The organism is Pseudonocardia zijingensis, assembly GCF_042657305.1.
GTDB lineage: Bacteria > Actinomycetota > Actinomycetes > Mycobacteriales > Pseudonocardiaceae > Pseudonocardia > Pseudonocardia zijingensis.
Genome location: NZ_JBHSKO010000039.1, coordinates 12,968 through 38,302 on the forward strand (window position 1 = coordinate 12,968; position 25,335 = coordinate 38,302).

Below are 25,335 nucleotides of genomic sequence, written 5' to 3' on the forward strand. Positions count from 1 at the left end.
TAGTTGGGTGGAGGCCCCACGTGAAGATCCTCGTTTCCGGAGCCGGAGTCGCCGGGCTCGCCGGCGCGCGCGACCTCGCCACCCGCGGCCACGACGTCACCCTCGTCGAGTACGCCCCCCACCTGCGGCTCACGGGAACACCCATCGACATCCGCGGCGACGCCATCGAGATCACCGACCGGATGGGCCTGCTCCCCCAGATCCGCGAGCACCGGATCCGGATGAGCGAGCTCATGCAGTTCGTCGACGCCGACGGCCTGCCGGTGGCCCACATCCCGATGGCGCAGGTGAGCGACTCCGACGACGACATCGAGATCGTCCGCGAGGACCTGGTGCGCATCCTCGCCGACGCGATCCCCGACTCCGTGACGATCCGCTTCGGCGACTCGGTCGAGGCGCTCACCGACGACGGCGACGGCGTCGACGTGGGGTTCCGGTCCGGCCGCACCGAACGGTACGACCTGGTGGTCGGCGCCGACGGCCAGCACTCCGCGGTGCGCAGGCTCGTGTTCGGCCCCGAGCGGGACCACCTCCGCCACCTCGGGGTCTACATCGCCCTGGCCGACCTCCCCGGCGAGGCGCGCCCCGATCGCGTCAGCTCGATGCACAACGTCCCCGGCCGGTTGGCGGGGATCGCCCGGTTCAAGGACCGGGCCCTGGCCGTGCTGATGTTCCGCTCGGAGTGGCTCGACCACGACCACCACGACCTGGACGCCCAGAAGAAGCTGCTCGCGGACGCCTTCGCGGGCCACAGCTCGTGGCGGATCCGCCGGCTGCTCGACGCCGCCCTCGCCGACCCCGAGCTCTTCTTCGACTCGGCGAGCCAGATCCACATGCCGTCCTGGCACCGCGGCCGCGTGGTGCTGGTCGGCGACGCCGGCCACTGCGCGGCCTTCCTCTCCGGCCGGGGCACCTCGCTCGCGCTCACCGGCGCGTGGTTCCTCGCCGAGGAACTCGGCCGGTACGGGGCCGACCACGCCGCCGCCTTCGAGCGGTACGAGGCCCGGCAGCGTCCGTACGTCACCGCCGCCCAGCAGCGGGTGGACGAGGGCCGCGAGCGCCTGATCCCGCCCACCTGGGACGCCATCGACACCCGCAACGCACGCCTGCAAGCGGCAAGCTGAACGGCACCCGGTTGCCCACGTCCCACGTCCCCTCCTGCAGCGCAGCAGGCCCCAACCCGCCAGACCTGCTGGAGAGAACGCACCCGTGAATGACGCAACAGTCGAGCTCGCGCCCGTGGTGGAGGAGCGCCGGTGGAGTGCGCGGCTCATCGGCTGGGTGGTCGTGCTCGTCCTCGCCAACCGCGTCGCCGACACGGTGCTCACCACCCCGCAGATGGTCACGTCGGAGATCCTCGAGCACTTCTCGACCAACCAGGTCGCCTGGCTGAACTCGAGCGCGCTGCTCGCGGGTGCCATCTGGTCACCGCTGCTCGCCAAGAGCGCCGACATCTACGGCAAGCGCCGGGTGCTCCTCGCCACGCTCGTCCTCGCGGGCGTCGGCTCGGTGATCTGCCTGGTCGCGCCCCACCTCGTGGTGTTCCTGCTGGGCCGGCTCCTCCAGGGCTCCGCCATGGCCGTGGTGTTCCTGTCCGTGGCGCTCACGCGCCAGGTCAGCGCCCCGGGGGTGGCGATGACCGCGATCGGGATCGTCACCTCCGCCTCCGCGATCATCGGGATCGTCGAACCGTTCGTGATGGACCCCCTCATCGACCGGTTCGGCTGGCGCAGCGTGTTCGTCGTGTCGGTCGTCCTGGCCGCGGCCGCCGTGCTGTGCGTGCGGGCGTACATCCCGGAGTCACCCGTCCGCACCGGCGGCAGGGTCGACGTCCTCGGCGCGTTCCTGCTCGGCACCGGCCTCGCCGGTGTGCTCGGTTACGCCAGCCTCGGCCAGGACCTCGGGTGGCTGTCGGGCGGCATGGTCGTCCTGCTCGCGGCCGGTGCCGCCGCCCTGGCCGGCTGGGTGGTGCTCGCCCTGCGGGTCGAGGAGCCCATCGTCGACCTCCGCGCCCTGAGCAGGCCGATCCTGCTGACGCTGCTCGCCGTGGTGCTGGCCGCCGGCTCCTTCCAGGCCGTGATCCAGCTGACGGACCTCATCGCGTCGGTGCCCCCGGAACTCGGGCTCGGGTACGGGCTCAAGGGCGTCGGCCCGAACGCCCTGCTGTTCGCCGCACCCGCGCCCGGCATCATCCTCGGCGGCATCGTCGCCGGCTGGCTCGCCTCCCGGATCGGCCCCGCGCGCACCCTGCTGGGCGGCATCGCCATCGGGACGGCGGGCACCTTCACGATGCTCGCGGGGGTGTCGTCGTTCCCGCTGGCGGTGGCCGGGTTCGCGCTGCTCGGCACGGCGGCGGGCGCCATCAACACCTCCGGGTTCAACCTGGCGACCGGGCTCGCGCCGCCCGCGCGGCACGGCGTGGTCTCCGGCCTCGTCTCGGTGATGCTCGCGGTCGGCGGCGCCGTCGTCACCGTCGCAGGCACCGCGGTGCTGAACGCCACCCCCACCGTGGTCGACGGCACCCCGCAGAACTCCGCGACCGGCATGTACCTGTACATCCTGATCGCCGGGATCCTGTTCGTCCTCGCCACGGCCACCGCCACCGTGCTCGCGCGCAAGCGGAACGCACCGCAGACCCCCGGGCGTTCGACGCGGGAGGCCGTCACCGAACCCATCCCGGTGGTGCGCACCCACCACCCGCAGAACCGGGCACAACGGGTCGCGGCCGGGGTCGGCGGGACACTGGTCGCGGCTGTCGCGCTGGTCTTCGGGGCCCAGATCCTCACCGCCCACGACGGCACCGCGCTGCTGGGCAGCCGCCAGGTCGCCGTGGCAACCGACCAGGCCCGGATGGAGGTGGGAGCGCTCTTCGGCACCGTCGACGTCGTGGTGCCCGACGGCGTGCGCGCCCGCGTCACCGGCCGCGTGGCGTTCGGCGGCACCGAGTGCGAGCGGGCCTGCAGCGAGCCGGGCCGCGAGGTCGTGGTGGACGCCGTCGGCGCGTTCGCGACGGTCCACGTGATGCGCCCGAGCGAAGTCCTCGCCGACGCGCGCGAACAGGCGCGCGAGGACGCGGAGGATGCGGCCGAGGCCGCGCGGGAACGGGAGCAGGACGAGCGGGACGGCGACTGAGCGCAGCCCGCCATGATCGGCGCAGGAAGGGCCTCAGCGCAGGACCGATCCCCCGTCGACGACGACCGTCTGGCCCGTGACGAAGCCGCTGTCGCCCGACAGCAGGAAGCTCATCACGCCCGTGAGGTCGTCCGGGGTCTGTTCCCGCGGCAGGCACCGGCTCGCGACGTTGGCGTCCATCAGCCCGCGGGGGAAGCTCTCGGAGTGGTCGAGGACGCCTTCGCTGAGGGTGAAGCCCGGTGCCACGCAGTTCACGCGGACGCCGTCGGGTCCGAGCTCGCGAGCCAGGGCACGCGTCATCGCGATGACCGCTCCCTTCGACGACACGTAGTGCGCCCACATCGGGATGCCTTTGAACACGGTGCCCGAGCTGACGGTGACGATGGAGCCGTCCCGCTGGCGGCGCATCACGGGCGCGACGGCGCGGATCACCTCGAAGGTGCCGCGCACGTTGACGGTGAGGACGCGCTCGAACTCCTCGGACGGGATCGTCTCGAACGGGCGGGGTTGCAGGCCGGTGAAGAGGGCGGCGTTGGTCACCAGCCCGTGGATCCCGTCGCGGCGGTCCAGCACCTCGCCGACCAGCCGCGACACCGACTCCGGATCCGCCACGTCGCAGACCCCGCCGAAGACCGCACCGCCCGCCTCGCGGATCGCCGCGACGGTGCGTTCCGGCACCCGCAGGTCCGCGATCGCCACGTACGCCCCGTCGCGCGCCAGCGCGGTCGCCACCGCCGCGCCGATGCCCTGCGCGCCACCGGTCACGAGGACCGTGCGCCCCGACAACCGACCCATCTCGCCTCCCACCCGCGTCAGGACATGAAGGTCGCGAACCAGTCGAGCATCGGCTCGGGCCTGCGCTGGAACTCCATGTAGCCGTCCCACCGCGCGGTGGTGCCCTCGATCCACTGCAGCTTCTTCTCGGCGACCGGGATGTTGTCGAACATCGTCTGGACGTCGCTCGGGTGCGTGAGCACGTCGTCGCGCACCTGGTAGAGGAACGTCGGGACGCGGACGTTGCGGGCCCACTCCCGCGGGCTGCGCGGGCCGAAGCCGATCCCGGAGCGCACGACGATGCGCCGGTCGAGGTCGTCGATCCGGTCGGCCAGGCCCATCGCGGCGAGCCGGCGCTCCATGATCGTGCGCGCGGTCACCGGCTGCGGGCCGACGAGACAGCGCACCCCGTCGAAGGCGCCGGGGAACTGCGTCATGGCGGCGAACGTGGAGCTGCAGCCCAGGCATCGGCTGAACAGGCCGATCGCCATGTCCCGGGTGTCGGGCCGCTGCCGGGCGTAGGCCAGCGCGCCGACGACGTCACGGGCCTCGAAGATTCCGCTCGAGGCGATGCCGCCGTTGGCGGCGCCGCTGAGCCCGTGGTTGCGCAGGTCGTAGGCCAGCACGTTGTACCCGGCCTCGTGCAGGACCGCGTAGTCGGGGATGAAGTCGATCTCGAACCCGTTGCCGCTGGCCGCCCACATCGAGTGCCAGGGCTCCAGGTGGGTGGGCAGGCCGGAGCGGGTGAAGCCCATGGGGTGGTTGGCGATCACCAGCTTGTCCGAGCCGGGTGCCGGGATGAACCAGCCCTCCAGCGGCACCCCGTCGTGGGACGGGAAGGTGACATCGGAGAAATCGAGCCCGTGCTCGGCGGGCGAGTGCAGCAGCGGCGAACGGGACAGGTGGCTGAACCCGTCGGCGATCCGGTCGAGCACCTGCGCGATCCGCTCCTCGGTCAGCGCGGGGGTCTCCTGCAGGTCGGTCATGGTCGCTCGTTTCCTTCCCGGGGGGTGAACATCCGGTCGAGGGTGATCGGCAGCTCGCGCAGCCTGATCCCGACCGCGTTGTGGATCGCGTTGCCGATGGCCGCGCTCATGCCGCCCGCGCCGATCTCGCCCGCGCCGCGGACCCCGCACTCGTTGTGCTCGAGATCCGGGACGTCCAGCAGCACGACGTCGACGTCGGGCACGTCGGCGTTGACCGGCACCAGGTAGCCGGCCAGATCGGCGTTGGTCATCCGCGCCGACGGGTCGAACTCGATGCTTTCCAGGAGTGCGGCGGACAGGCCCCAGACCATCCCGCCCACGATCTGGCTGCGCGCCGCCTTCGCGTTGACGACGCGGCCGATGTCCATCACGCCGAGCATCCGGGTCACCCGAGGCTCCCGGGTCCAGCGGTTGACCCGGACCTCGCAGAACTGGGCCCCGAACGACCAGTGGGCGTGGCCGTCGGTGAGAGCGCCGCGGGGTCGGGTTTCGCCGCGCCCGGTGACAGCCGTGCGACCGGCGGACCGCAGGACCTCGGCGAACGGGACGGCGGTCGCGTCGGGCCGCACCTCGGCCATGGCGGCACGCACGGCCGCCCGCACCGCCGGGACCACCGCCGCGGTCCCCGTCGACCCCAGCGCGGCACCACCGGGCGGGAGCGCGGAGTCGCCGAGGCGCACCCGCACCCGCTCGATCGGGATGCCCAGGGCGTCCGCGGTGGTGATGGCCAGGACGGTGGCCATGCCGGTGCCCAGGTCCACGGCTGAGGTGGCCACCTCCGCGTCGCCGTCGGCGCGCAGGGTCACCGACACCGCCACCGGGGCGACCTGCGCCGCCCGGTAGGACGTCACCGCCATCCCGAGCCCGACGAACCAGTCGCCGTCGAGCCGGGTGCCGGGACGGCGGGCCCGCTCGCTCCAGCCGAAGCGGTCGGCGCCGATGCGCAGGCACTCGGTCAGGTGCCTGCTGCTCCACGGCAGGTCCGTACCGGGGAACACCGGGGTGTCGTTGCGCAACCGGATTTCGACGGGGTCCATGTCGAGGGCGTCGGCGAGCTCGTCCATCGCCGTCTCCAGCGCGAACAGCCCGGGTACCTCGGACGGCCCGCGCATGAAACCGGTGCGCGGCAGGTGCGCGGTGACCGCCCGCTGGCTGATCGCCATGGCCTCGGCGCCGTAGAGCACGCGCGAGACCGTGTGGCCGGGCGCCACGAGCAGGTCGGACAGCACCGCGGCTTCGGCCGAGCGCGACCGGTGCACGACGGCGGTGAGCCGGCCGTCGCGGTGCGCCCCGAGCGTCACCTCCTGCTCGGTGGCGGCCCGGACGACGGTGGAGGTGAACACCTGCTCGCGGGTGAGCACGATCTTCACCGGCCGGCCCAGCACCCGGCTCGCGGCGCAGGCCAGCTTGACGTCCACCCCGGCTCTGGTCTTGCCGCCGAACGCACCGCCGACGTGGGTGGCGACCACGTCGACGTCCGCGGGGTCCAGGTCGAAGGTGAGCGACAGCTCCCCCACCAGCCACGGGATCGCCTGGTGGCCGGTGCGCACGTGGAGGCGGCCGTCGTCGCTCCACCAGGCGAGCGCGCTGTGCAGCTCCATCGCCGCGTGGTTCTGCACGGGCGTGCGGTACCGACCGCTGACGGTGACGTCGCTCCCGGCCAGGACCTGCTCGACGGTGCTGCCGTCGGGGCTGTAGCCGATGTCGGGGTCCTGGCCGTGGTCGACGGCGGCGGGGACGCGCTCGTGTGCGGGGTCGAGGTCGACCCGGCCGCGCTCGACGTCGTAGGACGCACGGACGAGGGACGCGGCGCTCCGAGCCTGTTCGGGGGTGTCGGCCACGACGACGGCCACGACCTGGCCGTGGTGGTGCACGGCGGTGTCCGCCAGCGGCGCCCAGCGCGCGCCCGCCGGGTTCGAGATCGACGGCAGCGGCGGGATCGGGAGCGGGTCGAACGGGGAGAAGATCGCGACGACCCCGGCCGAGCGCGCGGCCGCCTCCGTGTCCAGCGCGCGCAGCCTGCCTGCGGCGACCTCGCTCGTGACGAGGTGTCCCCACAGCATCCCGGGCCGCGTCTCGTCCACCGGGTACCGCGCGGTGCCGGTGACCTTCGCCGGCCCGTCGATCCGGTCGACGGGCGTGCCCAGGAACTCACGCACGCGGCTCGTCTCCCTGGACCTCCTGGATCGCGGCGACGATGTTCGGGTAGGCCCCGCAGCGGCAGAGGTTCCCCGACATGAACTCGCGGATCGCCGCCGCGTCGCGCAGGTCCGGCCGCGCGAGGGCCGCGGCCGCCGACATCAGCTGGCCGGGCGTGCAGAACCCGCACTGGAAGGCGTCGTGGGCGACGAACGCCTCCTGAAGCCGCCTGCCGCAGGGGTCGGCCGCCAGCGAGTGCACGGTCCGGACATCGGCGTCGCGGGCGGTGGCCAGCAGGGTGAGGCAGGACAGCACGGCACGGCCGTCGACGTGCACCGTGCACGCCCCGCACTGCCCGTGGTCGCACCCCTTCTTCGGGCCGGTCACGCCGAGCCGGGTGCGCAGGGCGTCCAGCAGGGTCAGCCGGACGTCGTCGGTGAGGTCGACGAGGTCGCCGTCGACGCGCAGTCGGGTGCGCACCGTGGGCACGGTGGGGGTCGGGGTGGGGGTCGCCGCCTCGGCCGTGTCGGTCATCGTCGTCCTCCAGCCCGGCCGGGATCAGCCCTGCTCGCGCTCGGCGAGGAGCCGGTCGCGCACGGCGGCGAGCGCGCCGGTCAGCGCCCCGGGCGGCCGCTCGAAGGTGGTGGTGGCCACCGGTGCGGGGCCGGTCTTGACGCTGATGGCGTGCGGGTAGGCGAACTCGAGCAGGCCCTCGTCGCCGTGCTTGCGGCCGTAGCCGCTGATGCCGCGGCCGCCGAAGGGCAGGCCCGGGATCATCGAGAACGCGATGGCGTCGTTCACGCTGGTCATGCCGACGCGCAGGCGGCGGGCGATCTCCTCACCGTGCTCGCGGCTGAACACCGCGCTGCCCAGCCCGTACGGGCCCGAGTTGATCAGCTCGACGGCCTCGTCGGTGTCGCGGACCCGCACGATCGACAGGACCGGCCCGAAGGTCTCCTCGGTGGCGGCCAGTGCATCGACCGGCACGTCGACGAGGATCGTGGGCTGGACGTACCGGTCGGCGCCCGCCGCGTCCGGGCCGCCCACCACCGCGGTGGCGCCTCGCGCGATGGCGTCCTCGACGTGGTGGCGGATCACCGGGATCTGGCCGGGCATCGGGACCGGCCCGATCTGGTCGTCATCGCCGCTGCCCGCGCGCACCTGCCGGGCCAGCGCGGCGATCTTCTCCACCAGCGCGTCGTGCACCTCGTCGACGACGTAGGCCACCTCGTGGCTGATGCACCCGCACCCGGAGTTCTGCAGCGCGCCCCAGGTGATGTGCGCGGCGGCCTCGTCGAGGTCGGCGTCGCGGGCCACGACGACCCCGTCGTTGCCCCCGAGCTCCAGCAGCATCGGGGTGAGGCGGGAGGCGCAGGCCGCGGCGACGGCCTGCCCGGTCCGGACGCTGCCGGTGAAGGCGATCTTGTCGACGCCGGCCTCGGTGAGCGCCTGCCCGGTGGCGGCGAACCCGATGAGGTTGTGCAGGACGTCGGGCATGTCGGGCACGGCCCGCGCCCAGGACCGGGCGAGCCACTCCCCCACGCCGGGGGTGAGCTGGCTGGGCTTGAGGACGACGGCGTTCCCGGCGGCCAGGGCGTGGATGACGATCGCGCCCGGCGTGCCGAGCGGGAAGTTCCACGGCCCGATCACGCCGACCACCCCGTACGGCAGGTGTTCGACGAATCCCCGCTGGTTCGGCGTCGTCGGCGGCACGGCGACCTTGCGGCGGCCCAGCACCCGCTCGGCGTTGTCGATCACGAAGGTCAGGTGCCCGATGGTGGACAGCACCTCCGCCCGGCCGTCCTCGACGGACTTGCCGTTCTCGGCGTGGATGAGGGCCGCCACCTCCTCGCCGCCGCGCGCGATCTCGCGGCGCCACGCCCGGAGCCGGGCCGCGCGGCCGTCGAACCCGAGGTCCCACCACGGCGCGGCGGCCGCCCGCGCGGCCGCGACCGCGGCCTGTACCTCCTCGGGCCCGGCCACGGGGTGGCGCGCCAGCTCCTCCCCGGTGGCCTGGTCGATCGTGATCACCTCGGTGCCGGTGGCCGCCAGGTCGCCGTCGCGGGTGGTGGCGTCGGTGCTCAGTGCGGTGCTCATCGTCCTCCGTCGCTCGGCGTCGTTGCACCGCCGAGTCTAATCAAGTCCTGAATGTGCATCAAGTTCTTGATGCGGTCTCCATGGATGAACGGCGCGTCCGAGCCGAACACGATGCGATCCGCGCCCGCGAACTCCGCGAGGGCCGCCAGCGCGGGCCGCCCGAGCAGCGCGGTGTCGAAGCAGCTGACCCGCAGCAGGTCCGCGAACCGGTCGCCGCCGTCGACCGTGCCCGGCGGGTCGTCCAACCGCTCCGCGACGTAGGGCAGCGTGCCGCCCCCGTGGGCGAAGATCCACCGGATCCGCGGGAACCGCGTGAAGACGTGGCGCCGCGCGAGCAGCACCGCCACCCGCGTGGTGTCGAAGACGTACTCGACGAGGTGCGGCCCCTGCAGGTCACGCAGCGGGGCGCCGGCCGGGGCCGTCGGGTGGACGTGCACGAGCGCGCCGTGGTCGTCCAGCACGGCGAGCAGGTCGTCCCACTCCGGCCGGCCGACGTGCTGCCCGGCGTACTGGGTGAGCAGCGCGATCCCGTCGGCGCCGTCGTGCCGGAGCGCCCGCTCGGCGTGCGCGAGGGCCTCCTCCAGCGCCGGCAGCGGCAGCGGGGCGAGCACGCCGAAGCGCTCGGGGTGCCGCTCCCGCAGTCCGAGCAGGTCGTCGTGGGCAGCGCGGGCGAAGTCGACGACCTCGTCCACCTCGCCCGCGCCGAATCCCCGTGCCGCAGGGGAGAGCAAGGCCCGCTCGATGCCCACAGCGTCCAACCAGGCGAGCGCACTCTCGGCGCTCCACTCCGGGATCGCCGGGATGCCGGCGACCCCGGCCCGGGAGCGCATGCGCTCCCGGTAGCGCTCGGTGATGGCGTGGTGGTGGACGTCGATGCCGCCGCAGCGGTGACCGGCGGCGCTCACGACGCCGCTCCCGCCGGTGCCGGCGTCGCCGCGTCGGTGTCCCCGCGGCGTCGGGTCTCGGCCCGCAGCCCGAACGCGGCGCAGGCGCCGGCGAGCAGCGGCACGCCGAGGGCGAGGAAGATCGCGCCCAGCGTCCAGCCCGCCCCCACCACCAGCCCGCCGAGCAGGCCGCTGGCGAGCGTGCCCAGCCGCCCCACGGCGCTGGTCCAGCCCATGCCGGTGGCGCGGGCGTGCGGCGGGTAGGCCAGCGCCCCGATCGCCTGCAGGGCGCCGTTGGCCCCGGGCAGGGCCAGCCCGAGGACGAACAGCAGCACCACGAGGCCGGGGAAGCCGGGAGACAGCGCCGCGATCACCCAGAGCCCGACCGTCCCGCCCGCCCACAGCAGGGCCAGCACGCGGAACCGGTCGAACCGGCGCAGGGCGAACGCGACGAGCAGCTGCCCGACCAGCCCGCCCCAGCCGAAGACGGCGATGAGCACCCCGGCCTCGCCGGCACCGAGCCCGCTCCCCCGGACCATCAGCGGCAGGTAGTTGAGGATCAGGAAGACCACGCCGATCCCGATGAAGAAGCACAGCCACACCAGCAGCGTCGTGACGATCAGCTGCCGGGACAGCACCACCCCGACGGCCCCGCCCGGCGCGTCCGCGGTGCGGGTGGCCTCCGGCTCCTCGACCAGCGCGGCGAGGCCCGGCACCAGCAGCAGCGGCGTGAGCCCGCAGACCAGCAGCAGCACCTGCCAGCCGAACGCCGGCACCAGCGCCGCGGCGAGGAAACCGCCGACGATCGTGCCGACCGACACCCCCGCGAAGGTCAGGGTCACCAGCTGCGCCCGGCGGGCCCGCGGCACCGCGTCGGCCACCACGGCCAGCACCACCGGCATCGTGGCGCCCAGGCCCACGCAGGCGACGATCCGCAGCGCGGTGAACACCTCGATCGAGCCGGCCAGCCCCATGCCCGCCGTGGCCAGGCCGAACAGCACCACCCCGGCGAGCGTGGCCGGCCGCCGCCCGTGGCGGTCGGCGATCGGACCGGCCACCGCGCCGCCCAGGGCCATCGCGAGCACGCCGATCGTCACGGTGGCGGTCACCGCGCCGAGCGACGTGCCCCACTCCTCGACGATCTGCGGGTAGACGAAGCCCGGGATCGTGATGTCCAGGCCGTCGGCGATCATCGTGAGGAACGCGATTCCCACCAGCAACCGCCGGCGGCGGGTCATCGCATCGCTCCCACGGTGGGGCCGCCGGCAGAGGCCGGCTCCGCGTCCGTGCGCCGGATCCGCGTCAGCACGTGCGCGCGCAGCTCGGCGAACCGCGGCAGGCTCTTCGTGGTGACCTGGTCGCGCGACCGGGGCAGGTCCACCTCGACCGTCTCGACCACCACGCTGGGCCGGGCGGACATCACGACGACCCGGTCGGCGAGGTAGACCGCCTCGTCGATGTCGTGCGTGACGAGCAGCATCGTCACGCCCGTGTCGTCGCGCACCCGCAGGATCAGGTCCTCCAGGTCGGCGCGCGTCTGGGCGTCCACCGACGCGAACGGCTCGTCGAGCAGGAGGATCTCCGGCTCGTAGGCGAGCCCGCGGGCGATCGCCACGCGCTGCTGCATGCCGCCGGAGAGCTCCCACGGGTAGCGCGAGCCGAATCCGCCGAGCCCGACCGCGTCCAGGGCCCGCGCCACGCGCGCGTCTCGTTCGGCGGCCGACCGGTGCTTGTTGCGCAGCGGCAGGCCGACGTTGCGCGCCACGCTGAACCAGGGCATGAGCGATCGGCTGTAGTCCTGGAACACCGCGGCCATCGCCCGCGGTGGCCCCGTGACCGGTTCCCCGTCGAGCACCACCGAGCCCGCCGACGGCGCCAGCAGCCCGCACAGGCACTTGAGCAGCGTGGTCTTGCCGGCGCCGGATGGCCCGACGATGCAGACGAACTCGCCCCCGGCGACGGTCAGCGTGAGGTCGCGGATCGCCTCGACGGCCTTCTCCCCCGAGCCGTAGGTCTTCTGGAGATGGGTGACCGAGAGCATTCAGTTCCTTCCCGTCATGCCGGTGTGCCACCGCAGGACGCGCCGCTGCAGCGCGAGGAACGCGACGCTCACCGCGACCCCGAGCAGACCCAGCAGAACGGTGCCCGCCCACATCAGCGGGACGTCGAACGAGCTCCGTGCGGTGACCGTGACGAAGCCGATTCCGTTGGTCGCCGCGTACAGCTCGGTGACGACCATCATGATGAAAGCGATGCCCAGCGCCGTGCGGATGCCGGCGAAGATCTGCGGCGCCGCCGCGGGCAGCAGCACGAACACCAGGCGCTGGGTGCGGGTGAGCCGGTAGGAGCGGGCGACGTCCTCCAGCTGGGGGTCGATCCCGCGCACCGCGTCGATGGTGTTCAGCAGCACCGGGAACAGGCACACGAACGCGATCACCGCGATCTTCGCGGCGTCGCCGATGCCCATCAGCACGACGCTCACCGGCACCAGCGCCGTGCCGGGCACGGAGCGGCCGAACTGCACGGCCGGGTTCACCGCGGCGGCGAGCAGCCTGCTGCGGCCGATCGCCGCGCCTGCGGCGACGCCGGCGAGCGTGGCGATCACCAGTCCGGCCAGCAGCCGCGCGAGGCTCGGCACCACGTCGGAGCCCAGCTGCGCGAAGAGCCACGTCTCCCGGAACGTCTGCAGCACGACGCTCAGCGGCGGGTAGAAGGGGGAGCTGCTCGCGGTGGAGGTGCTCCACCACAGCACGACGAGCAGCACCGGCACGATCAGTCGCAGGCAGGTTCGCAGCACGGGTGGCCTCCTCACGCGATCCGGTGCCGGTGGGACGCGTGCCAGGTGAGAGCCCGCCGTTCCAGCCGTTCGAACGCCGCGTTGAGCAGAACCCCGAGCAGGCCCGCGACGACGATGGACCCGTACGTGGCGGCGTAGAGGCCGTTGGCGGCGTAGGTTCCCAGCGTGTTGCCGAGGCCGGGAACGGCGCCGAGCAGCTCCATCGCGATCGCTACGAGCAGCGTGATCGTCGAGGCGATCCGCACGCCGGTGGAGAAGTAGGGCAACACGCTCGGGGCGGTGACCCACAGCAGCCGCTGCACCGGCGTCAGCCCGAACACCCGCGCGGTGTCGCGCGAGACCGGGTCGACGTCCTGCACGCCGTAGAACGTCTGCAGCAGCATCGGCCACAGCGCCCCCAGCGCCGCGAGCGTGACGACCACCTCGGACGTGGCACCGAGCAGCAACAGCATGATCGGCAGGTAGACCACCACGGGGATCGGGCGGAAGAACTCGACGGTGCCGAGCAGCAGCTCGTTGACCACGGGGATCGCCGCCATCGCGGCACCGGCGACCGCGCCGAGCACCACACCGGCCAGCAGGGCGAGCGCCCAGTGGGCGAGCGTCTGCGCGATCGCCGTCCACAGTCCGGCGGTGCCGAGGCCGGCCCACAGCCAGGCGGCGATGTCGGTGACCGGCGGCATCTCGGGAGGGAGCGCGCCGGAGCCCGACAGCGCCTCCCAGATCGCGAGCAGCGCGGCCGTCGTGACGACCGGCAACAGGACGGTGGGCTTCATGGCGTCAGCCCGAGATCTGCAGGTGCTGCGGCGGCGTCGTCAGGCCGGTGGCCTCCGGCGCCTGCGCCCACACGAAGGCGTCGAGCGCCGGGGCGGTCTCCAGTCGGCCGTGCTCGACCATCAACCGGGTCACCGCCTCGGCCGACCGGCGGTCGACGCCGCTGACGTACCACGGCAGGGGCAGCCGGGCCACCGCCTCGGGCGGGGCTCCGGTCAGCTCCGCGATCGTCGCGCGGATCTCCTCGGGGTGCTCGTTGGCGTACCGGGTGGCCTCGTCCCACGCCCGCACGAAGCGCCCCACCGCGTCCGGGTTCTGTTCCACGAACTGCTGTGACGCCGTCAGCACGCCGGAGATGCTGCGCGGACCGAGCGCCTCGGTGACGGGGTTGCCGACCGAGCGGAAGCCGTCGGCCACCAGCCGGCCGGCGAACGGCTGGACGGTGTTGACCGCGTCGACACGGCCCTGCCGCAGCGCGGCGACCTGGTCCTCCATCGGCACGGCGACGAGCTCGACCGCCGCCGGATCACCCCCGGCCGCCCGCACCGCCTCGAGCACCGACAGGTCGAAGATGCTCTCCAGCGCGTTGACCGCGACGCGGCGGCCCTGCAGGTCGGCGAACGAGCGGATGTCGCTGTCGCCTGCCACGACCAGGGAGAACACGTCGCCGGTCGGCGAGGTGTAGTCGGCCATCATCGAGGCGACGATCTGCACGGGGAACCCGGCGGCCACCGCCGCGGGCACCGCGGTGATCTCGCCGACGGCCAGTTGGATCTGCCCGTTCAGCAGCAGGGCGACGCTGTTGGCGCTGGCGCCGGTACCCGGCAGCTGCTGGATCTCGAGGCCGTGCCGCTCGAAGATCCCCTGGCGGATGCCCAGCGACAGCTGGGCGGTGTTGGCGGTGGCGCCGTAGTCGACGACCAGCCGGGTCAGCCCGGACTCGGTCTGTTCAACCTGGGCGCCGCCCGCGCCGCAGCCGGTCAGGGCGACGGCGGCGGCTGTGGTGATCGTGGCGGCCAGTCGGGCCGGCCACCGCACCACCCGGGTGGATCGATCTGGCGTGCTGTGCATGGCCGTGGCACCTCTTCCTCGCTCCGTTGCGGCGGTGGGGTGGGGCTTTGGATCCGGGGAGCAGTCCGGCGGCCGCAGGGGGCCCGGCCGCCGGACCGCGGGCTCACGCCTCCTGCGGCAGCCGCAGCACCCGCCGGGCGTTGCGGTGGGCGACCTTCTCCTTGGCCTCGAGGCTCAGATCCGCCTTCTCGACGGACGTCACCGCGGCGGCGGTCTCCTCGTACGGGTAGTCGATCGAGAACATCACCGCGTCCTCGCCCGCGGTGAGCACGGCGGCCTCGACCGCCTCGGGGGCGAGAACCCCGCTGGTGGTGAGCAGGATGTTGCGGCCGATGTAGCTCGACGGCGGCTGCTGCAGGGGCTGGTCGACCTGCAGCGTCCGATACCGGCTGTCGAGCCGCGACTTCTGGAACGGCAGGAACTCGCCCAGGTGGCCGAGGATCACCGTGGCGGCCGGGTGCCGGTCGAAGACGCCGGCGTAGACCAGCCGCAGGGCGTGCCCGCCGGTCTCGGCCTGCCAGCTCCAGCTCGCGCCGTACAGCTCGGGCCGCCCCGCCAGCACGTGCCAGTCGTCGGCGGGGACCGATCCGGGGTGCAGGTAGAGCGGCACCCCCAGCCGCTCGAACGTGCTCCACAGCTGCGCGTAGTCGGGGTCGTCGAGGTAGCGCCCGTGAGCGTGGTCGTTGACGAGCGCGCCGCGGAAGCCCAGCTGCGTCACCGCTCGCTCGAGCTCCGCGGCCGCGGCCTCCGGGTCCTGCGTCGGGAGCGCGGCGAAGCCCTGGAACCGCGTGGGGTGGCGGGCGACCACCTCGGCCAGGAAGTCGTTGGCGAACCGTGCGTTGTCCCGTGCTGCGGCGGAGTCGGTGTCGGCCTGGATGCCGGGGACGGTCAGCGACAGCACCTGCACGTCGATGCCGTGGGCGTCCATGTCCGGCAGCCGGTGCTCCTCGAAGTCGACAAGCTTGCGGCCGCACATCGCGGCGTAGGAGTCGGTGACCCGGATCCGCATCTCGCTGGCCGGCTGGCGGGACGCGAGCTCGGGGACGGCGAACGCCTCCTCCAGTGCGACGTACCGCATGGCCCACCTCCGGAAGTCGTGAAGTCGTGAGTGTGCATCAAGATCTTGATTACAGGCAACACACATATCCCGCGAAATTCCGGGATGCCGCGACTCAGTACGGGCCGGCGAGGACCGCGACGGCCTCACCGAACAGCCGCCGCTGCTCCTCGTCGGGCGTCTCGGGCAGGATCTGCCAGGCGCTGAGCTGCACCGAGCTCTCCACCACATAGCGGCACCGGTCGAACCGGCGCTCCGAGTACGCCTTCAGCCCGGCCGGGATCGACGACGCCGATGCCAGCTCCGCCCCGAGCACGAGCGTGTCCTCCAGGCACATGGCACCGCCCGCGGCCAGCTGGGGAGTGGTGCAGTGCGCGGCGTCGCCGACGAGGACGGTGCGCCCGGAGTGCCACGGCGGATCCACGAGGATCGTCTCGAGCACCGCGTAGTTGACCAGGTCGGGGTCGGTCATGTGCTCGCGGGCCGCGGCGACCGGGCCACCGAACGGTGCCAGGTACTCGCGCAGGATGCGCGGCAGGTCCTCCTGCGGCGGCCGCGTGGCGTCGGGCACGGGCACGCAGCAGTACAGGTACATGCTGTCGGGACCGATCGGCGTGAACCCGACGTGCCGGTACCGGCAGCCGTGGAACTGCATCTCCTGATCGATCTCGGCGGGGCGCGGCAGGATGACCCGGATGCAGGCCTGCCCCTGGAAGGTCGGGCGCACGGGGCCGAAGACGAGGTCGCGCACCGTCGAGCGCAGCCCGTCGGCCCCGACGACCAGGTCGAACTCGGCGCTCGCGCCGTCGCTGAAGGCGACGGCGGCCGCGTCCTCCCGGTTCTCGATCGCCGTCGGCGAGACGCCGGTGCGCACGGCCAGCCCTTCCGAGACCGCGCGATCGAACAGGATCCGGTGCAGTTGCGGGCGCTTCATGCCCAGCAGGCCGGGCAGCCCGGGCCGGCTCGGGTGCAGCGGGAGGTTCGCGATCTCCCCGCCGTCCGGGGTGCGGATGTGGAACTGCGTGCTCCCGTACCCGCCGGCGAGGCACTCGTCGACCACCCCGAGGTCGTCCAGCGCCCGCAGGGCGGGCCCGATCAGGGTGATCCCGCTGCCCAGGGCCTCGACCCGGGAGCTGCGCTCGACGAGGTCGACGTCCATCCCCTGCCGGGCCAGCACGAGGGATGCAGCGAGTCCGCTGATCCCGCCGCCGACGATCAGAACTCGTGTCATGGCTCCACCTCGCTGTGGGATCGCTGGTGTTCAGGACGTCTTCGTGGCCCACGGATTGGTCAGTGCCTCGTGCAGCTGCGGCGACGCGCCGTCCTCCGTGGCGGTGAGACCCGCGGCCGTGGGGAACGCCTCCATCATCGAGTCGGGCATGTCCCAGTTGCGGTAGAAGTTGTTCGAGCCCTGCGACGGCAGCCAGGTGCGCGGCTTCCAGTCCGGCACGTAGTTGCGGTAGCCGCCCGAGTTGACCTCGACGCGCAGCGTGCTGGGCTCGCGGAAGTACAGGAAGTTCTGCTCGCCGATGCCGTGGACGGACGGCCCGTACTCGATGGCGGTGCCGTTCTCGATCAGGAGGTCGGCGGTGCGCAGGAGATCCTCGGGGTGGTCGGCCCAGAACGCGATGTGGTGGACCCGGCCGGGGGCGTCGGAGGTGTCGATCACGATGCCGAGGTCGTGCGACTTCTCGTTGGTCGTCAGCACCGAGAACACCGTGACCGGGGCGTCCTCCAGGTCGGTGTAGGCCATCACGCGGAACCCGAGCACGTCGGAGTACCACTGGGCGAACCCGCGGACGTCGCCTGCCGCGATGGTCACGTGGTCGAGGAACCGCGGGGCGGCCGCGTGGCTGCTGCGGCGCTCGGGCCGGTCCGGGTACACCGACTCGAACCCGGGCTCGGCCACGAAGTCGGTCACCTCCCACACCAGGCTCATCCGGTGCCCGTAGGGACCCACGAACGTGTAGGTCCGACCCTGGGCGTGCTCGTCGGTGCGCCACTCGCCGGTGACCCCGGCAGCCTCGACGCGGCGGGCGAGCTCGTCGAGCGCGGCCTCGCTCTCGGTGCGCCACGTCATGTCCGCGAGGCCGGCGTCGGAGCCCGGGGCGATGACGAGGCTGTGGTGGTAGTGGTCGCCCCAGCAGCGCAGGTACACCCGCTCGCCGATCCGGTCGATCACACGCAGGCCGAACCGCTCCTCGTAGAAGGCTGCGGACGCCGCCACGTCGGGGCTCGTGATCTCCAGTGAGACGAGGTGGCCGAGCAACCTGGTCATTGCCAGTCCCTTCGTGACGATCAAGAACTTGAGGTGGATACAGGAGGTACGGTATGACCCGCCACACAGCATCGGAAACGATTGCTGTCGATGACATATATCGCTGGTGTCGATGGGATACGGATGGCCCTGAGCGGAATCGACCTCAACCTGCTCGTGGCGCTCGACGCCCTGCTCACCGAGTGCAACGTGACGCGAGCCGCCGAGCGCACGCTGGTGGGCCAGCCCGCGATGAGCGCGTCGCTGGCCCGGCTGCGCAAGCACTTCGACGACCCACTGCTGGTGCGGGAGGGCCGCAAGCTGGTGCCCACCCCGCTCGCGGAGTCGCTGGCCGCGCCCGTGCGGGAGGCGATCGTGGCGATCGAGGCCGTGCTGGGCTCCCGCGCCGGCTTCGACCCGGCCACGGATCAGCGGTCCTTCACGATCGTGGCCAGCGACTACGTCACGCTGGTGCTGCTGCGCCCGCTGTTCGCGCGGCTCGGGGTGGAGGCGCCCGGCATCGGCGTCAACGTCGTGCCGCTGCAGCCGGACTTCACCGACCAGCTGCGGCGCGGCCAGGTCGACCTGCTGATCATCCCGACCGCGCTGGTGCGCCGGGAGGAGTTCCCGCACGTCCGGCTGTTCAGCGACCGGTTCGTCCTGGCCGCCGATCGCGACAACTCCGACGTCGGCGAGCGCGTCACCGCCGAGGAGTTCGCCCGGCTGCCCTACCTGTCCTACCGGGTCGGCCCGCTGCAGGCGCTCGGCGAGAGCGAGCTCGAGGAGGTCGGGATCGAACGGCGCATCGAGGTGCGCACGCAGAGCTTCGTGATCACGCCGTTCCTGCTCACCGGAACCAGGCTGGTCAGCCTCGTGCACGAGCGGCTCGCCGCGCGGGTGGCCGAGCAGGCGCGGCTCCGGCTTCTGGAACCGCCGGTGCCGCTGCGCCCGATCGTCGAGGCGATGTACTGGAACCCGCGCCACACGCAGGACCCCGCCCACAGCTGGCTCCGGTCGTGCATCACCGAGATCGCGGACGACCTCTGAGCTCGGCCACCGTCTCGCCGATCCAGTCGCAGATGTGGTCGCGCACGACCGGGAGGTTGTCGATGCTGCAGTGCTCGACGCCCCCCTCACGGTCGGTGAAGATCTTCAGCTCCCGCTTCGGGCTGTTGACCAGGTCGTCGAAGAGGTCGTGGGCGTAGCGCACCGGGATCTGCCGATCGCGTTCGCCGTGGACCACGAGGAACGGCACGCGGATCCGGTCGACGACGCCGCGCAGCGTGATCCGTGGCGCGAGCTCGAGGAACTCGTCGAGGTCGCGGCAGCCCCACACCCACTGGACGTGCTCCCAGTAGTGCGGCACCGGGCGGTCGCCCTGGTTCTTCAACCGATCGAGCTGGACCTGCCCCCAGTCGTAGTTCGAGCCCCAGGCCACGCCGAACCGGATCCGGGGTTCGAACGCCGTGGCCCGCGGCCCGTAGTAGCCGCCGAGCGACCAGGCCAGCATGCCGACCATCCCTTCGTCGACGTCCGGCCGCGTCGCGAGGTAGTCGATGCACGCGCCCGCCCACCCCTCGGTCTCCGGGGTGGCGGTCAGACCGCGCAACCGCAGCGCTTCGCCGGCGCCGGGCGTGTCGACCATCAACGTGGCGATGCCGCGGCGGCGCAGCTCCGCGGGGGTCCCGGTGCCGTAGATCTGCTCCTTCGTGCTGTCCAGGCCGTTGAAGAACAGCACGCACGGCACCGGCTCGTCGGTGTCCGGGCGCACCAGGATCCCGGGCAGGCTCGCCTCCCCGAAGGGGATCTCCACCTGCTCCGCGGGCTGCCCGGTGAGCTCCAGGTACCGGCCGAAGCTGTCCAGCGCCTTGCGGTACGCGGCCCGGCGCGGCTCGAACGAGTGCGCCTGCATCCGCTCGGCGGTCTGGTAGTACACCGCCGCGCGCCCGTACTTGGCCCCCGCGCTGGTGAGCCGGTGCCGCTTCTCGTCGTCCTCCGCGAGCTCGACGAGGTTGTCGGCCACCGCGCACCAGGAGCGGAAGAACGCCTGCGTGGCCTCGTCCTCGTCGTCCGACGGCAGGTCGCGCAGCGGGCGGCAGGCGCGGTCGACCTCGCCGATCAGCCCGCCGACCGCCAGCGCGATCCCGACAGACAGGTTCCACACGTACTTGTCCGGGAACGGTTCGAACACGGTGCCGCCCTTTCGCCGATCACTTGATCGCCAGCCCGCTCACCGGGGCACCGGAACCACCGGTGAGCGGCAGCGGGGAAGCGACGAACATGAACTCGTGGACCCCGTCGGCGGCGCAGTCCGCGGCCAGCGCGTCGAGGTCGAACATCTCTCCGAACGCGATCCCGCCGTGCACCAGCGAGACGATGTGCAGCGGCTGGAAATAGCCGATCTCGTTGGGCCGGACCTCCACACCCCACGTGTCGGTGGCCACCGCGGCGACGTCGTGCACGCGCAGCCACGGCGCCATGTGCAGCGACAGCCCGGGCGCCGGGCCGCCTGCGTAGTCGCCCCAGTCGCCCCGCCGGGCCGCCATGAACCCGGTGCGGACCAGCAGCGCGTCGCCCGGCTCCACCTCCAGGTCGTGTGCGGCGAGGACGCTCTCGACGTCGTCGGGGGTGATCGCCTCGCCCGGCTGCAACGCGTCCACGCCCCGGTGGGCGGGGACGTCGACCAGCACGCCGCGCATGACGATGCGGCCCGTGTAGTTCTCGATCCCGTTGGCCGCGGCGCCCCGGCTCGTGACCTCCCCCGCCGACCGCCCGTTCCACATCCGGCCTTCCCAGAAGATGTGGCACAGCGCGTCCCACTGCGTGCCGCACTGCGTGGGCATCACCAGCAGGTCGTCGTGGAACCCGAACCCACGGGCCGGGCCGAACCCGCCCGGCAGTGGTTCCTGCGCCCCGGAGACGTGGTCCAGACCGGTCGCCGTCGCGAACAGCTGCGGGTTGTTGCGGAATCCGCCGGGCTGCGGCCCGCGCTGGTCGTAGGGCAGGGTCAACGAGATCGAGACGCCCTTGCGCACCAGCCCGGCGGCCCGGCGCACCTGGTCGGGCCCGACGAGGTTCAGCGCGCCGACCTGGTCGTCGTCGCCCCAGCGCCCCCAGTTCGAGCACTTCGCGATGTAGTCCCGAAGCAACCTGGTGTCGTCCATCGCAGCGCTGCCTTCCGTGGACGGGGAACGGATCGGGTGGCGCCGCAAACGGTAACCGCGACCACTCAGGCACAACAGTGATGACTGTCGATACCAGCCATCGACAGTATCGATTAACTGCCCAATCGGTTGACTGTCATCAAGAGATTGATACGGTTCCTGCGTGACCGAAACACGCACGCCGTGGACCGTGTCCCGGCGCACGTTCATCGCCGCCACCGGCGTCGCGACCGGCGGTGCCGTCGCCGTGACCTACCTCGCCCAGTCCGGCACCGACGCGCTCGACGCGCCACCGGAGGGCTCGGGCCGGGTGTCGTTGCGGGTCAACGGCACCGCGGTGACCCTCGACGTCGACAACCGGACCTCGCTGCTCGACCTCCTGCGCGAACACCTGCACCTGACCGGCACGAAGAAGGGCTGTGACGCCGGCGCCTGCGGCGCGTGCACGGTGCTCGTCGACGGCCGCCGCGTCAACGCCTGCCTGACGCTGGCCGTCCGGCTGGAGGGCGCGGAGGTCACCACGATCGAGGGCCTCGCCCCCGGCGACGCCGAGCTGCACCCGCTGCAGCGCGCGTTCGTGGAGCAGGACGCGTTCCAGTGCGGCTACTGCACCCCCGGCCAGATCATGTCCGGCGTCGGCTGCATCCGGGAGGGCCGCACCGGATCCGCCGAGGAGATCCGGGAGTGGATGAGCGGCAACATCTGCCGCTGCGGCTGCTACGTCAAGATCGTCAGGGCGGTCGAGCAAGCCGCCCGGGAGGCGTGAGCCGTGTTCCCGTTCTCCTACACCCGTGCCTCCGACGTCGAGTCCGCGCTGCGCGGCGGGCAGCGCGGCGGGCGCTACATCGCGGGCGGCACCACCCTGGTCGACCTCATGCGCGAGACCGTCGAGCACCCCGACGAGCTGGTCGACATCAGCGCGCTCCCCTTCGCTGACGTCGCCCCGACCCCGGACGGCGGCCTGCGCATCGGCGCGCTCGCGCGGATGGCGGACGTCGCGGCCCACCCCGCGGTGCGCGACGCCTACCCGGTGGTGGCCGAGGCGCTGGAACTGAGCGCGTCGGCGCAGCTGCGCAACATGGCCACGATCGGCGGCAACATCATGCAGCGCACCCGTTGCCCCTACTTCCGCGACGTCAGTGCCACCTGCAACAAGCGGCTCCCCGGATCGGGGTGCGCCGCTCGGGAGGGCGTCAACCGCGGGCACGCGATCCTCGGCACCTCGGAGGCGTGCGTCGCCACGCACCCCTCCGACCTCGCCGTCGCGCTCGCGGCGCTCGACGCCACCGTCCACCTGCGCGGGCCGGACGGGGAGCGCAGCGTGCCGTTCACCGCGTTCCACCTGCAGCCGGGCACCACGCCCGACCGGGAGCAGGACATCCGCCCGGGCGAGCTCGTCACGGCCGTCGAGATCCCCGCCCACCCGCGGCCGCTCGCGTCCGGCTACCTCAAGGTGCGCGACCGGCAGAGCTACGAGTTCGCCCTCACCTCGGCCGCGGTCGTGCTGCACGTGCAGGCAGGGGTGATCCGCTCCGCCGCGGTGGCCGCCGGCGGGGTCGGCACCGTGCCCTGGCGCCTGCCCGCGGTGGAACGGCGCCTGGTCGGCAACCGCCCGTCGCCCCAGCTGTGGGCCGACGCGGCGGCCGCCGCCACCGAGGGCGCCCGGCCGCTGGAGCACAACGCGTTCAAGATCGAATTGCTGCGGCGCACCGTCGAGCGCCAGCTGCGTGTCGTGGGAGGCGAACGGTGACCCGTCCTCAGATGATCCAGCCGCAGACCGCCGTCGGCACGCCCCAGCCGCGGGTGGACGGCCGGCTCAAGGTCACCGGGCAGGCCACGTACGCGGCCGACCACGGTCCCGACGACGGCGTCACCGGCGTCGTGCACGCCGTCCTCGTCGAGAGCACCGTCGGCCGCGGCCGCATCACCGGGATCGACACGCGGGCCGCCGAGGCCCTGCCGGGGGTGCTCCGGGTGATCCACCACGGCAACGCCCCGCGGCTGCCCTACCGCGACAACCCGTTCCCGGACTCGATCAACCCGCCCGGGGAGCGGCTGCGCGCCTTCCAGGACGACCAGGTGCGGTTCTTCGGCCAGCCGATCGCCGTGGTCGTGGCGGGCACGCTGGAGGAGGCCCGGCACGGCGCGCGCCTCGTCGAGGTCGGCTACGACGCCGTGCCGCCGGTCACCGACCTGTCCGGCGCCCCCGCGGGCGAGCCGGAGGTCTACGCGCGGGGCGACGCCGAGGCGGCACTCGCGGCCGCCGAGGTCCGGCTGGAGATGGACTACCGGCTCGCGCGCAACCACCACAACGCGATGGAGCCGCACGCCGTCGTGGCCCGCTGGGACGGCGACCGGCTCACCGTGTGGGAGAAGACCCAGTGGGTCACCGACCCGCGCAACGAGCTCGCCGCGGCCTTCGACATCCCCCAGGACGAGGTGCGCTGCTTCTCGCCGTTCGTCGGCGGCGCCTTCGGCTGCGGCGGGCGCACCTGGGTGCACTCGGTGATCGCGGCGCTGGCCGCGCGCGAAGTGCGGCGTCCGGTGAAGCTGGTCATGACCCGCAAGCAGCTCTACGCCGGCATCGGCTACCGGCCCGCGTACGAGTACGCGGTGCGGCTGGGCAGCGACCGGCAGGGCCGGGTGTCCGCGATGGTCCACGACGTGCGCGGGGAGACGTCGCGCTACGAGACCCACAACGACGACCTCGCGCTGGGGCGGATGCTCTACGCCACCCCGCACGTCGCCCAGGACGTGCGGCTCGTGCCCCTCGACGTGAACACGCCCACGTGGATGCGGGGGCCGGGGTGGTCGACCGCCGCCTACGCGCTCGAGTGCTCCCTCGACGAGCTCGCCCACGAGCTGGGCATCGACCCGATCGAGCTGCGCATGCGCAACGAACCGAGCGCGGACCTCGCGACCGGGCTGCCGTTCTCCACCCGGCGGCTGCACGACTGCTACGCGATCGGTGCCCGCGAGTTCGGCTGGGACCGGCGCAACCCCACGCCGGGCGGCACCCGCGACGGCGACTGGCTGATGGGCATGGGCATGGCCGCGGGCGCCTACCCGACCGAGCGGATGAACGCGCAGGCGCACGTCAGCCTCGACGCCGGCGGCAGGGCCGTGGTGCAGTCCGCCACCAGCGACATCGGTCCCGGTACCGCAACCTCGATGTCGCAGGTGGCGGCTGACGCGCTCGGCCTGACGATGGACACCGTCGAGTTCCGGCTCGGCGACTCCACGATGCCGACCGCCCCGGCGCAGGCCCTCGCGTGGACGATGGCCAGCGTCGGGTCGGCGGTCCAGAACGCCTGCGACGCCCTGCGGCGCCAGGCGATCGGGCTGGCCGTCGCCGACGAGCGCTCGCCGCTGCACGGCGCGAACCCGGACGAGGTGGTGGTGCGGGACGGGCACATGCACCTCCCCAACGACCTCACACGCGGGGAGACCTACCAGCAGCTCCTGGCCCGCTCCGGCCGCGCCCACCTCGAGGTGATGGGCTCCTACGAGCCCCCGGAGGAAGCCGCCCACTCGATGTACGCCTACAGCGCGATCTTCGCCGAGGTCGCGGTGGACGCCCGGCTGGGACTGGTGCGGGTCCGGCGCATGCTCGGGGTCTTCGACGCGGGCCGGATCGTCAACCCGCGGCTCGCCGACAGCCAGGCGCACGGCGGCATGATCGGCGGCATCGGCCAGGCCCTGCTCGAGCACACGGTCACCGACCACCGCGACGGCCGGATCGTCAACGCCAACCTCGCCGACTACCTCGTGCCGGTCAACGCCGACATCCCCGACCTCCGCGCGATCTACGTGGACGGCGAGGACACCCAGGCCGATCCGCTCGGGGTGAAAGGCCTGGGCGAGATCGTGCTCGTCGGGGTGGCGCCCGCGATCGCCAACGCGGTCTTCCACGCCACCGGGCGCCGCGTGCGGCAGCTCCCGATCACCCCCGAAACCCTGCTGGGGTGACAGCTACTCCGTCAGGGGTACCGACGGTCTGCCCCTCAGGGGTGAAGACGGGAGGCGTTCACCCGTTTAGCGTCACGCCCGCGATCGGCCCTTCGCCGGATCCGGGACGTGACGGGGGATGCAGCAGCGATGAGTCGGACACGCGGGCCCGCCGGCGACCGACCGGGGCACCGACGGGTCTGCGGTGCGGGGACGCCACCCGCGATCCGTGCCGGAGGACGGTTCGACGGCGCG

Annotated in this window: 22 protein-coding genes; 6 read left to right on the forward strand and 16 right to left on the reverse strand. The window is 72.9% G+C overall.

All coding sequences use genetic code 11. The features are described 5' to 3' along the window. The first annotated feature begins 20 nt into the window (after positions 1–20). Positions 21–1,124, forward strand: coding sequence for an FAD-dependent monooxygenase (locus ACFPL3_RS39540; protein WP_343944327.1), 1,104 nt, complete (start codon positions 21–23; stop codon positions 1,122–1,124). A gap of 85 nt (positions 1,125–1,209) precedes the next feature. Further along, entirely contained in the window at positions 1,210–3,132 is a 1,923-nt protein-coding gene (locus ACFPL3_RS39545) for an MFS transporter (RefSeq protein ID WP_343944328.1), read from the forward strand. 33 nt (positions 3,133–3,165) lie between these two features. Here ACFPL3_RS39545 and ACFPL3_RS39550 read toward each other — a convergent pair whose 3' ends face one another. From ACFPL3_RS39550 to ACFPL3_RS39615, 14 genes are all read right to left on the reverse strand, one after another. Further along, entirely contained in the window at positions 3,166–3,927 is a 762-nt protein-coding gene (locus tag ACFPL3_RS39550; protein ID WP_343944329.1) for an SDR family NAD(P)-dependent oxidoreductase, read from the reverse strand. A 17-nt stretch (positions 3,928–3,944) separates the two neighbouring features. Beyond that, positions 3,945–4,892: an alpha/beta hydrolase gene (locus tag ACFPL3_RS39555; RefSeq protein ID WP_343944330.1), complete on the reverse strand. Its 948-nt coding sequence runs from the start codon at positions 4,890–4,892 to the stop codon at positions 3,945–3,947. Then, entirely contained in the window at positions 4,889–7,051 is a 2,163-nt protein-coding gene (locus tag ACFPL3_RS39560) for a xanthine dehydrogenase family protein molybdopterin-binding subunit (protein ID WP_343944331.1), read from the reverse strand. The genes ACFPL3_RS39555 and ACFPL3_RS39560 overlap by 4 nt, the downstream gene beginning before the upstream one ends. Next, complete coding sequence (locus tag ACFPL3_RS39565) at positions 7,044–7,511, reverse strand: (2Fe-2S)-binding protein (protein ID WP_379590795.1); 468 nt, start codon at positions 7,509–7,511, stop codon at positions 7,044–7,046. Before ACFPL3_RS39565 ends, ACFPL3_RS39560 begins: the two co-directional genes overlap by 8 nt. Before the next feature lie 78 nt (positions 7,512–7,589). Beyond that, complete coding sequence (locus ACFPL3_RS39570) at positions 7,590–9,128, reverse strand: aldehyde dehydrogenase family protein (protein ID WP_343944333.1); 1,539 nt, start codon at positions 9,126–9,128, stop codon at positions 7,590–7,592. Further along, positions 9,125–10,033 carry an amidohydrolase family protein gene (locus tag ACFPL3_RS39575; RefSeq protein WP_343944334.1) on the reverse strand — a complete coding sequence of 303 codons (909 nt, stop codon included), beginning with the start codon at positions 10,031–10,033 and terminating at the stop codon, positions 9,125–9,127. Before ACFPL3_RS39575 ends, ACFPL3_RS39570 begins: the two co-directional genes overlap by 4 nt. Beyond that, positions 10,030–11,250 carry an MFS transporter gene (locus ACFPL3_RS39580; RefSeq protein ID WP_343944335.1) on the reverse strand — a complete coding sequence of 407 codons (1,221 nt, stop codon included), beginning with the start codon at positions 11,248–11,250 and terminating at the stop codon, positions 10,030–10,032. Before ACFPL3_RS39580 ends, ACFPL3_RS39575 begins: the two co-directional genes overlap by 4 nt. Continuing rightward, positions 11,247–12,053 carry an ABC transporter ATP-binding protein gene (locus ACFPL3_RS39585; protein ID WP_343944336.1) on the reverse strand — a complete coding sequence of 269 codons (807 nt, stop codon included), beginning with the start codon at positions 12,051–12,053 and terminating at the stop codon, positions 11,247–11,249. Before ACFPL3_RS39585 ends, ACFPL3_RS39580 begins: the two co-directional genes overlap by 4 nt. Further along, positions 12,054–12,809 (reverse strand): ABC transporter permease, encoded by a 756-nt coding sequence (locus ACFPL3_RS39590; protein ID WP_343944337.1) that lies wholly within the window; start codon positions 12,807–12,809, stop codon positions 12,054–12,056. A gap of 11 nt (positions 12,810–12,820) precedes the next feature. Continuing rightward, entirely contained in the window at positions 12,821–13,585 is a 765-nt protein-coding gene (locus ACFPL3_RS39595) for an ABC transporter permease (protein ID WP_343944338.1), read from the reverse strand. Between the two features lie 4 nt (positions 13,586–13,589). Beyond that, entirely contained in the window at positions 13,590–14,654 is a 1,065-nt protein-coding gene (locus ACFPL3_RS39600) for an ABC transporter substrate-binding protein (RefSeq protein ID WP_343944339.1), read from the reverse strand. A 103-nt stretch (positions 14,655–14,757) separates the two neighbouring features. Beyond that, positions 14,758–15,732 carry an amidohydrolase family protein gene (locus ACFPL3_RS39605; RefSeq protein WP_343944340.1) on the reverse strand — a complete coding sequence of 325 codons (975 nt, stop codon included), beginning with the start codon at positions 15,730–15,732 and terminating at the stop codon, positions 14,758–14,760. Positions 15,733–15,826: 94 nt separating this feature from the next. Beyond that, positions 15,827–16,942 (reverse strand): FAD-dependent monooxygenase, encoded by a 1,116-nt coding sequence (locus ACFPL3_RS39610; RefSeq protein WP_343944341.1) that lies wholly within the window; start codon positions 16,940–16,942, stop codon positions 15,827–15,829. Between the two features lie 30 nt (positions 16,943–16,972). Beyond that, positions 16,973–17,989, reverse strand: coding sequence for a VOC family protein (locus ACFPL3_RS39615; protein WP_343944342.1), 1,017 nt, complete (start codon positions 17,987–17,989; stop codon positions 16,973–16,975). A gap of 123 nt (positions 17,990–18,112) precedes the next feature. Here ACFPL3_RS39615 and ACFPL3_RS39620 point away from each other — a divergent pair, with 123 nt between their 5' ends. Continuing rightward, positions 18,113–19,015, forward strand: a complete 903-nt coding sequence (locus ACFPL3_RS39620) for a LysR family transcriptional regulator (RefSeq protein ID WP_343944343.1) — start codon at positions 18,113–18,115, stop codon at positions 19,013–19,015. On the opposite strand, the gene ACFPL3_RS39625 is transcribed toward ACFPL3_RS39620, so the two are convergent. Together ACFPL3_RS39625 and ACFPL3_RS39630 are read right to left on the reverse strand one after the other, a co-directional pair. After that, on the reverse strand, positions 18,990–20,159 hold the full coding sequence (locus ACFPL3_RS39625) for an alpha/beta hydrolase family protein (protein WP_343944344.1): 1,170 nt from the start codon (positions 20,157–20,159) through the stop codon (positions 18,990–18,992). The two genes, ACFPL3_RS39620 and ACFPL3_RS39625, sit on opposite strands and share 26 nt — an antisense overlap. A 19-nt stretch (positions 20,160–20,178) precedes the next feature. Next, a complete protein-coding gene (locus tag ACFPL3_RS39630) occupies positions 20,179–21,132 on the reverse strand; it encodes a cyclase family protein (protein WP_343944345.1) in 954 nt (317 codons plus the stop codon). Between the two features lie 163 nt (positions 21,133–21,295). On the opposite strand from ACFPL3_RS39630, the gene ACFPL3_RS39635 reads away from it, so the two are divergent. Genes ACFPL3_RS39635 through ACFPL3_RS39645 form a run of 3 tightly spaced genes read left to right on the forward strand, consistent with a single transcriptional unit; the run spans position 21,296 to position 25,101 of the window. Beyond that, positions 21,296–21,898: a (2Fe-2S)-binding protein gene (locus tag ACFPL3_RS39635; RefSeq protein ID WP_343944346.1), complete on the forward strand. Its 603-nt coding sequence runs from the start codon at positions 21,296–21,298 to the stop codon at positions 21,896–21,898. A 3-nt stretch (positions 21,899–21,901) separates the two neighbouring features. Beyond that, positions 21,902–22,882: an FAD binding domain-containing protein gene (locus ACFPL3_RS39640; protein WP_379590788.1), complete on the forward strand. Its 981-nt coding sequence runs from the start codon at positions 21,902–21,904 to the stop codon at positions 22,880–22,882. After that, positions 22,879–25,101, forward strand: a complete 2,223-nt coding sequence (locus tag ACFPL3_RS39645; protein ID WP_343944348.1) for a xanthine dehydrogenase family protein molybdopterin-binding subunit — start codon at positions 22,879–22,881, stop codon at positions 25,099–25,101. Before ACFPL3_RS39640 ends, ACFPL3_RS39645 begins: the two co-directional genes overlap by 4 nt. The last annotated feature ends 234 nt before the right edge of the window (positions 25,102–25,335 follow it).

Coding starts and splice junctions, on each gene's coding strand:
- ACFPL3_RS39550 (WP_343944329.1), bottom strand. CDS start 3,927: ATGGGTCGGTTGTCGGGGCGCACGGTCCTCGTGACCGGTGGCGCGCAG.
- ACFPL3_RS39620 (WP_343944343.1), top strand. CDS start 18,113: ATGGCCCTGAGCGGAATCGACCTCAACCTGCTCGTGGCGCTCGACGCC.
- ACFPL3_RS39555 (WP_343944330.1), bottom strand. CDS start 4,892: ATGACCGACCTGCAGGAGACCCCCGCGCTGACCGAGGAGCGGATCGCG.
- ACFPL3_RS39580 (WP_343944335.1), bottom strand. CDS start 11,250: ATGACCCGCCGCCGGCGGTTGCTGGTGGGAATCGCGTTCCTCACGATG.
- ACFPL3_RS39605 (WP_343944340.1), bottom strand. CDS start 15,732: ATGCGGTACGTCGCACTGGAGGAGGCGTTCGCCGTCCCCGAGCTCGCG.
- ACFPL3_RS39570 (WP_343944333.1), bottom strand. CDS start 9,128: ATGAGCACCGCACTGAGCACCGACGCCACCACCCGCGACGGCGACCTG.
- ACFPL3_RS39615 (WP_343944342.1), bottom strand. CDS start 17,989: ATGACCAGGTTGCTCGGCCACCTCGTCTCACTGGAGATCACGAGCCCC.
- ACFPL3_RS39585 (WP_343944336.1), bottom strand. CDS start 12,053: ATGCTCTCGGTCACCCATCTCCAGAAGACCTACGGCTCGGGGGAGAAG.
- ACFPL3_RS39595 (WP_343944338.1), bottom strand. CDS start 13,585: ATGAAGCCCACCGTCCTGTTGCCGGTCGTCACGACGGCCGCGCTGCTC.
- ACFPL3_RS39630 (WP_343944345.1), bottom strand. CDS start 21,132: ATGGACGACACCAGGTTGCTTCGGGACTACATCGCGAAGTGCTCGAAC.
- ACFPL3_RS39610 (WP_343944341.1), bottom strand. CDS start 16,942: ATGACACGAGTTCTGATCGTCGGCGGCGGGATCAGCGGACTCGCTGCA.
- ACFPL3_RS39600 (WP_343944339.1), bottom strand. CDS start 14,654: ATGCACAGCACGCCAGATCGATCCACCCGGGTGGTGCGGTGGCCGGCC.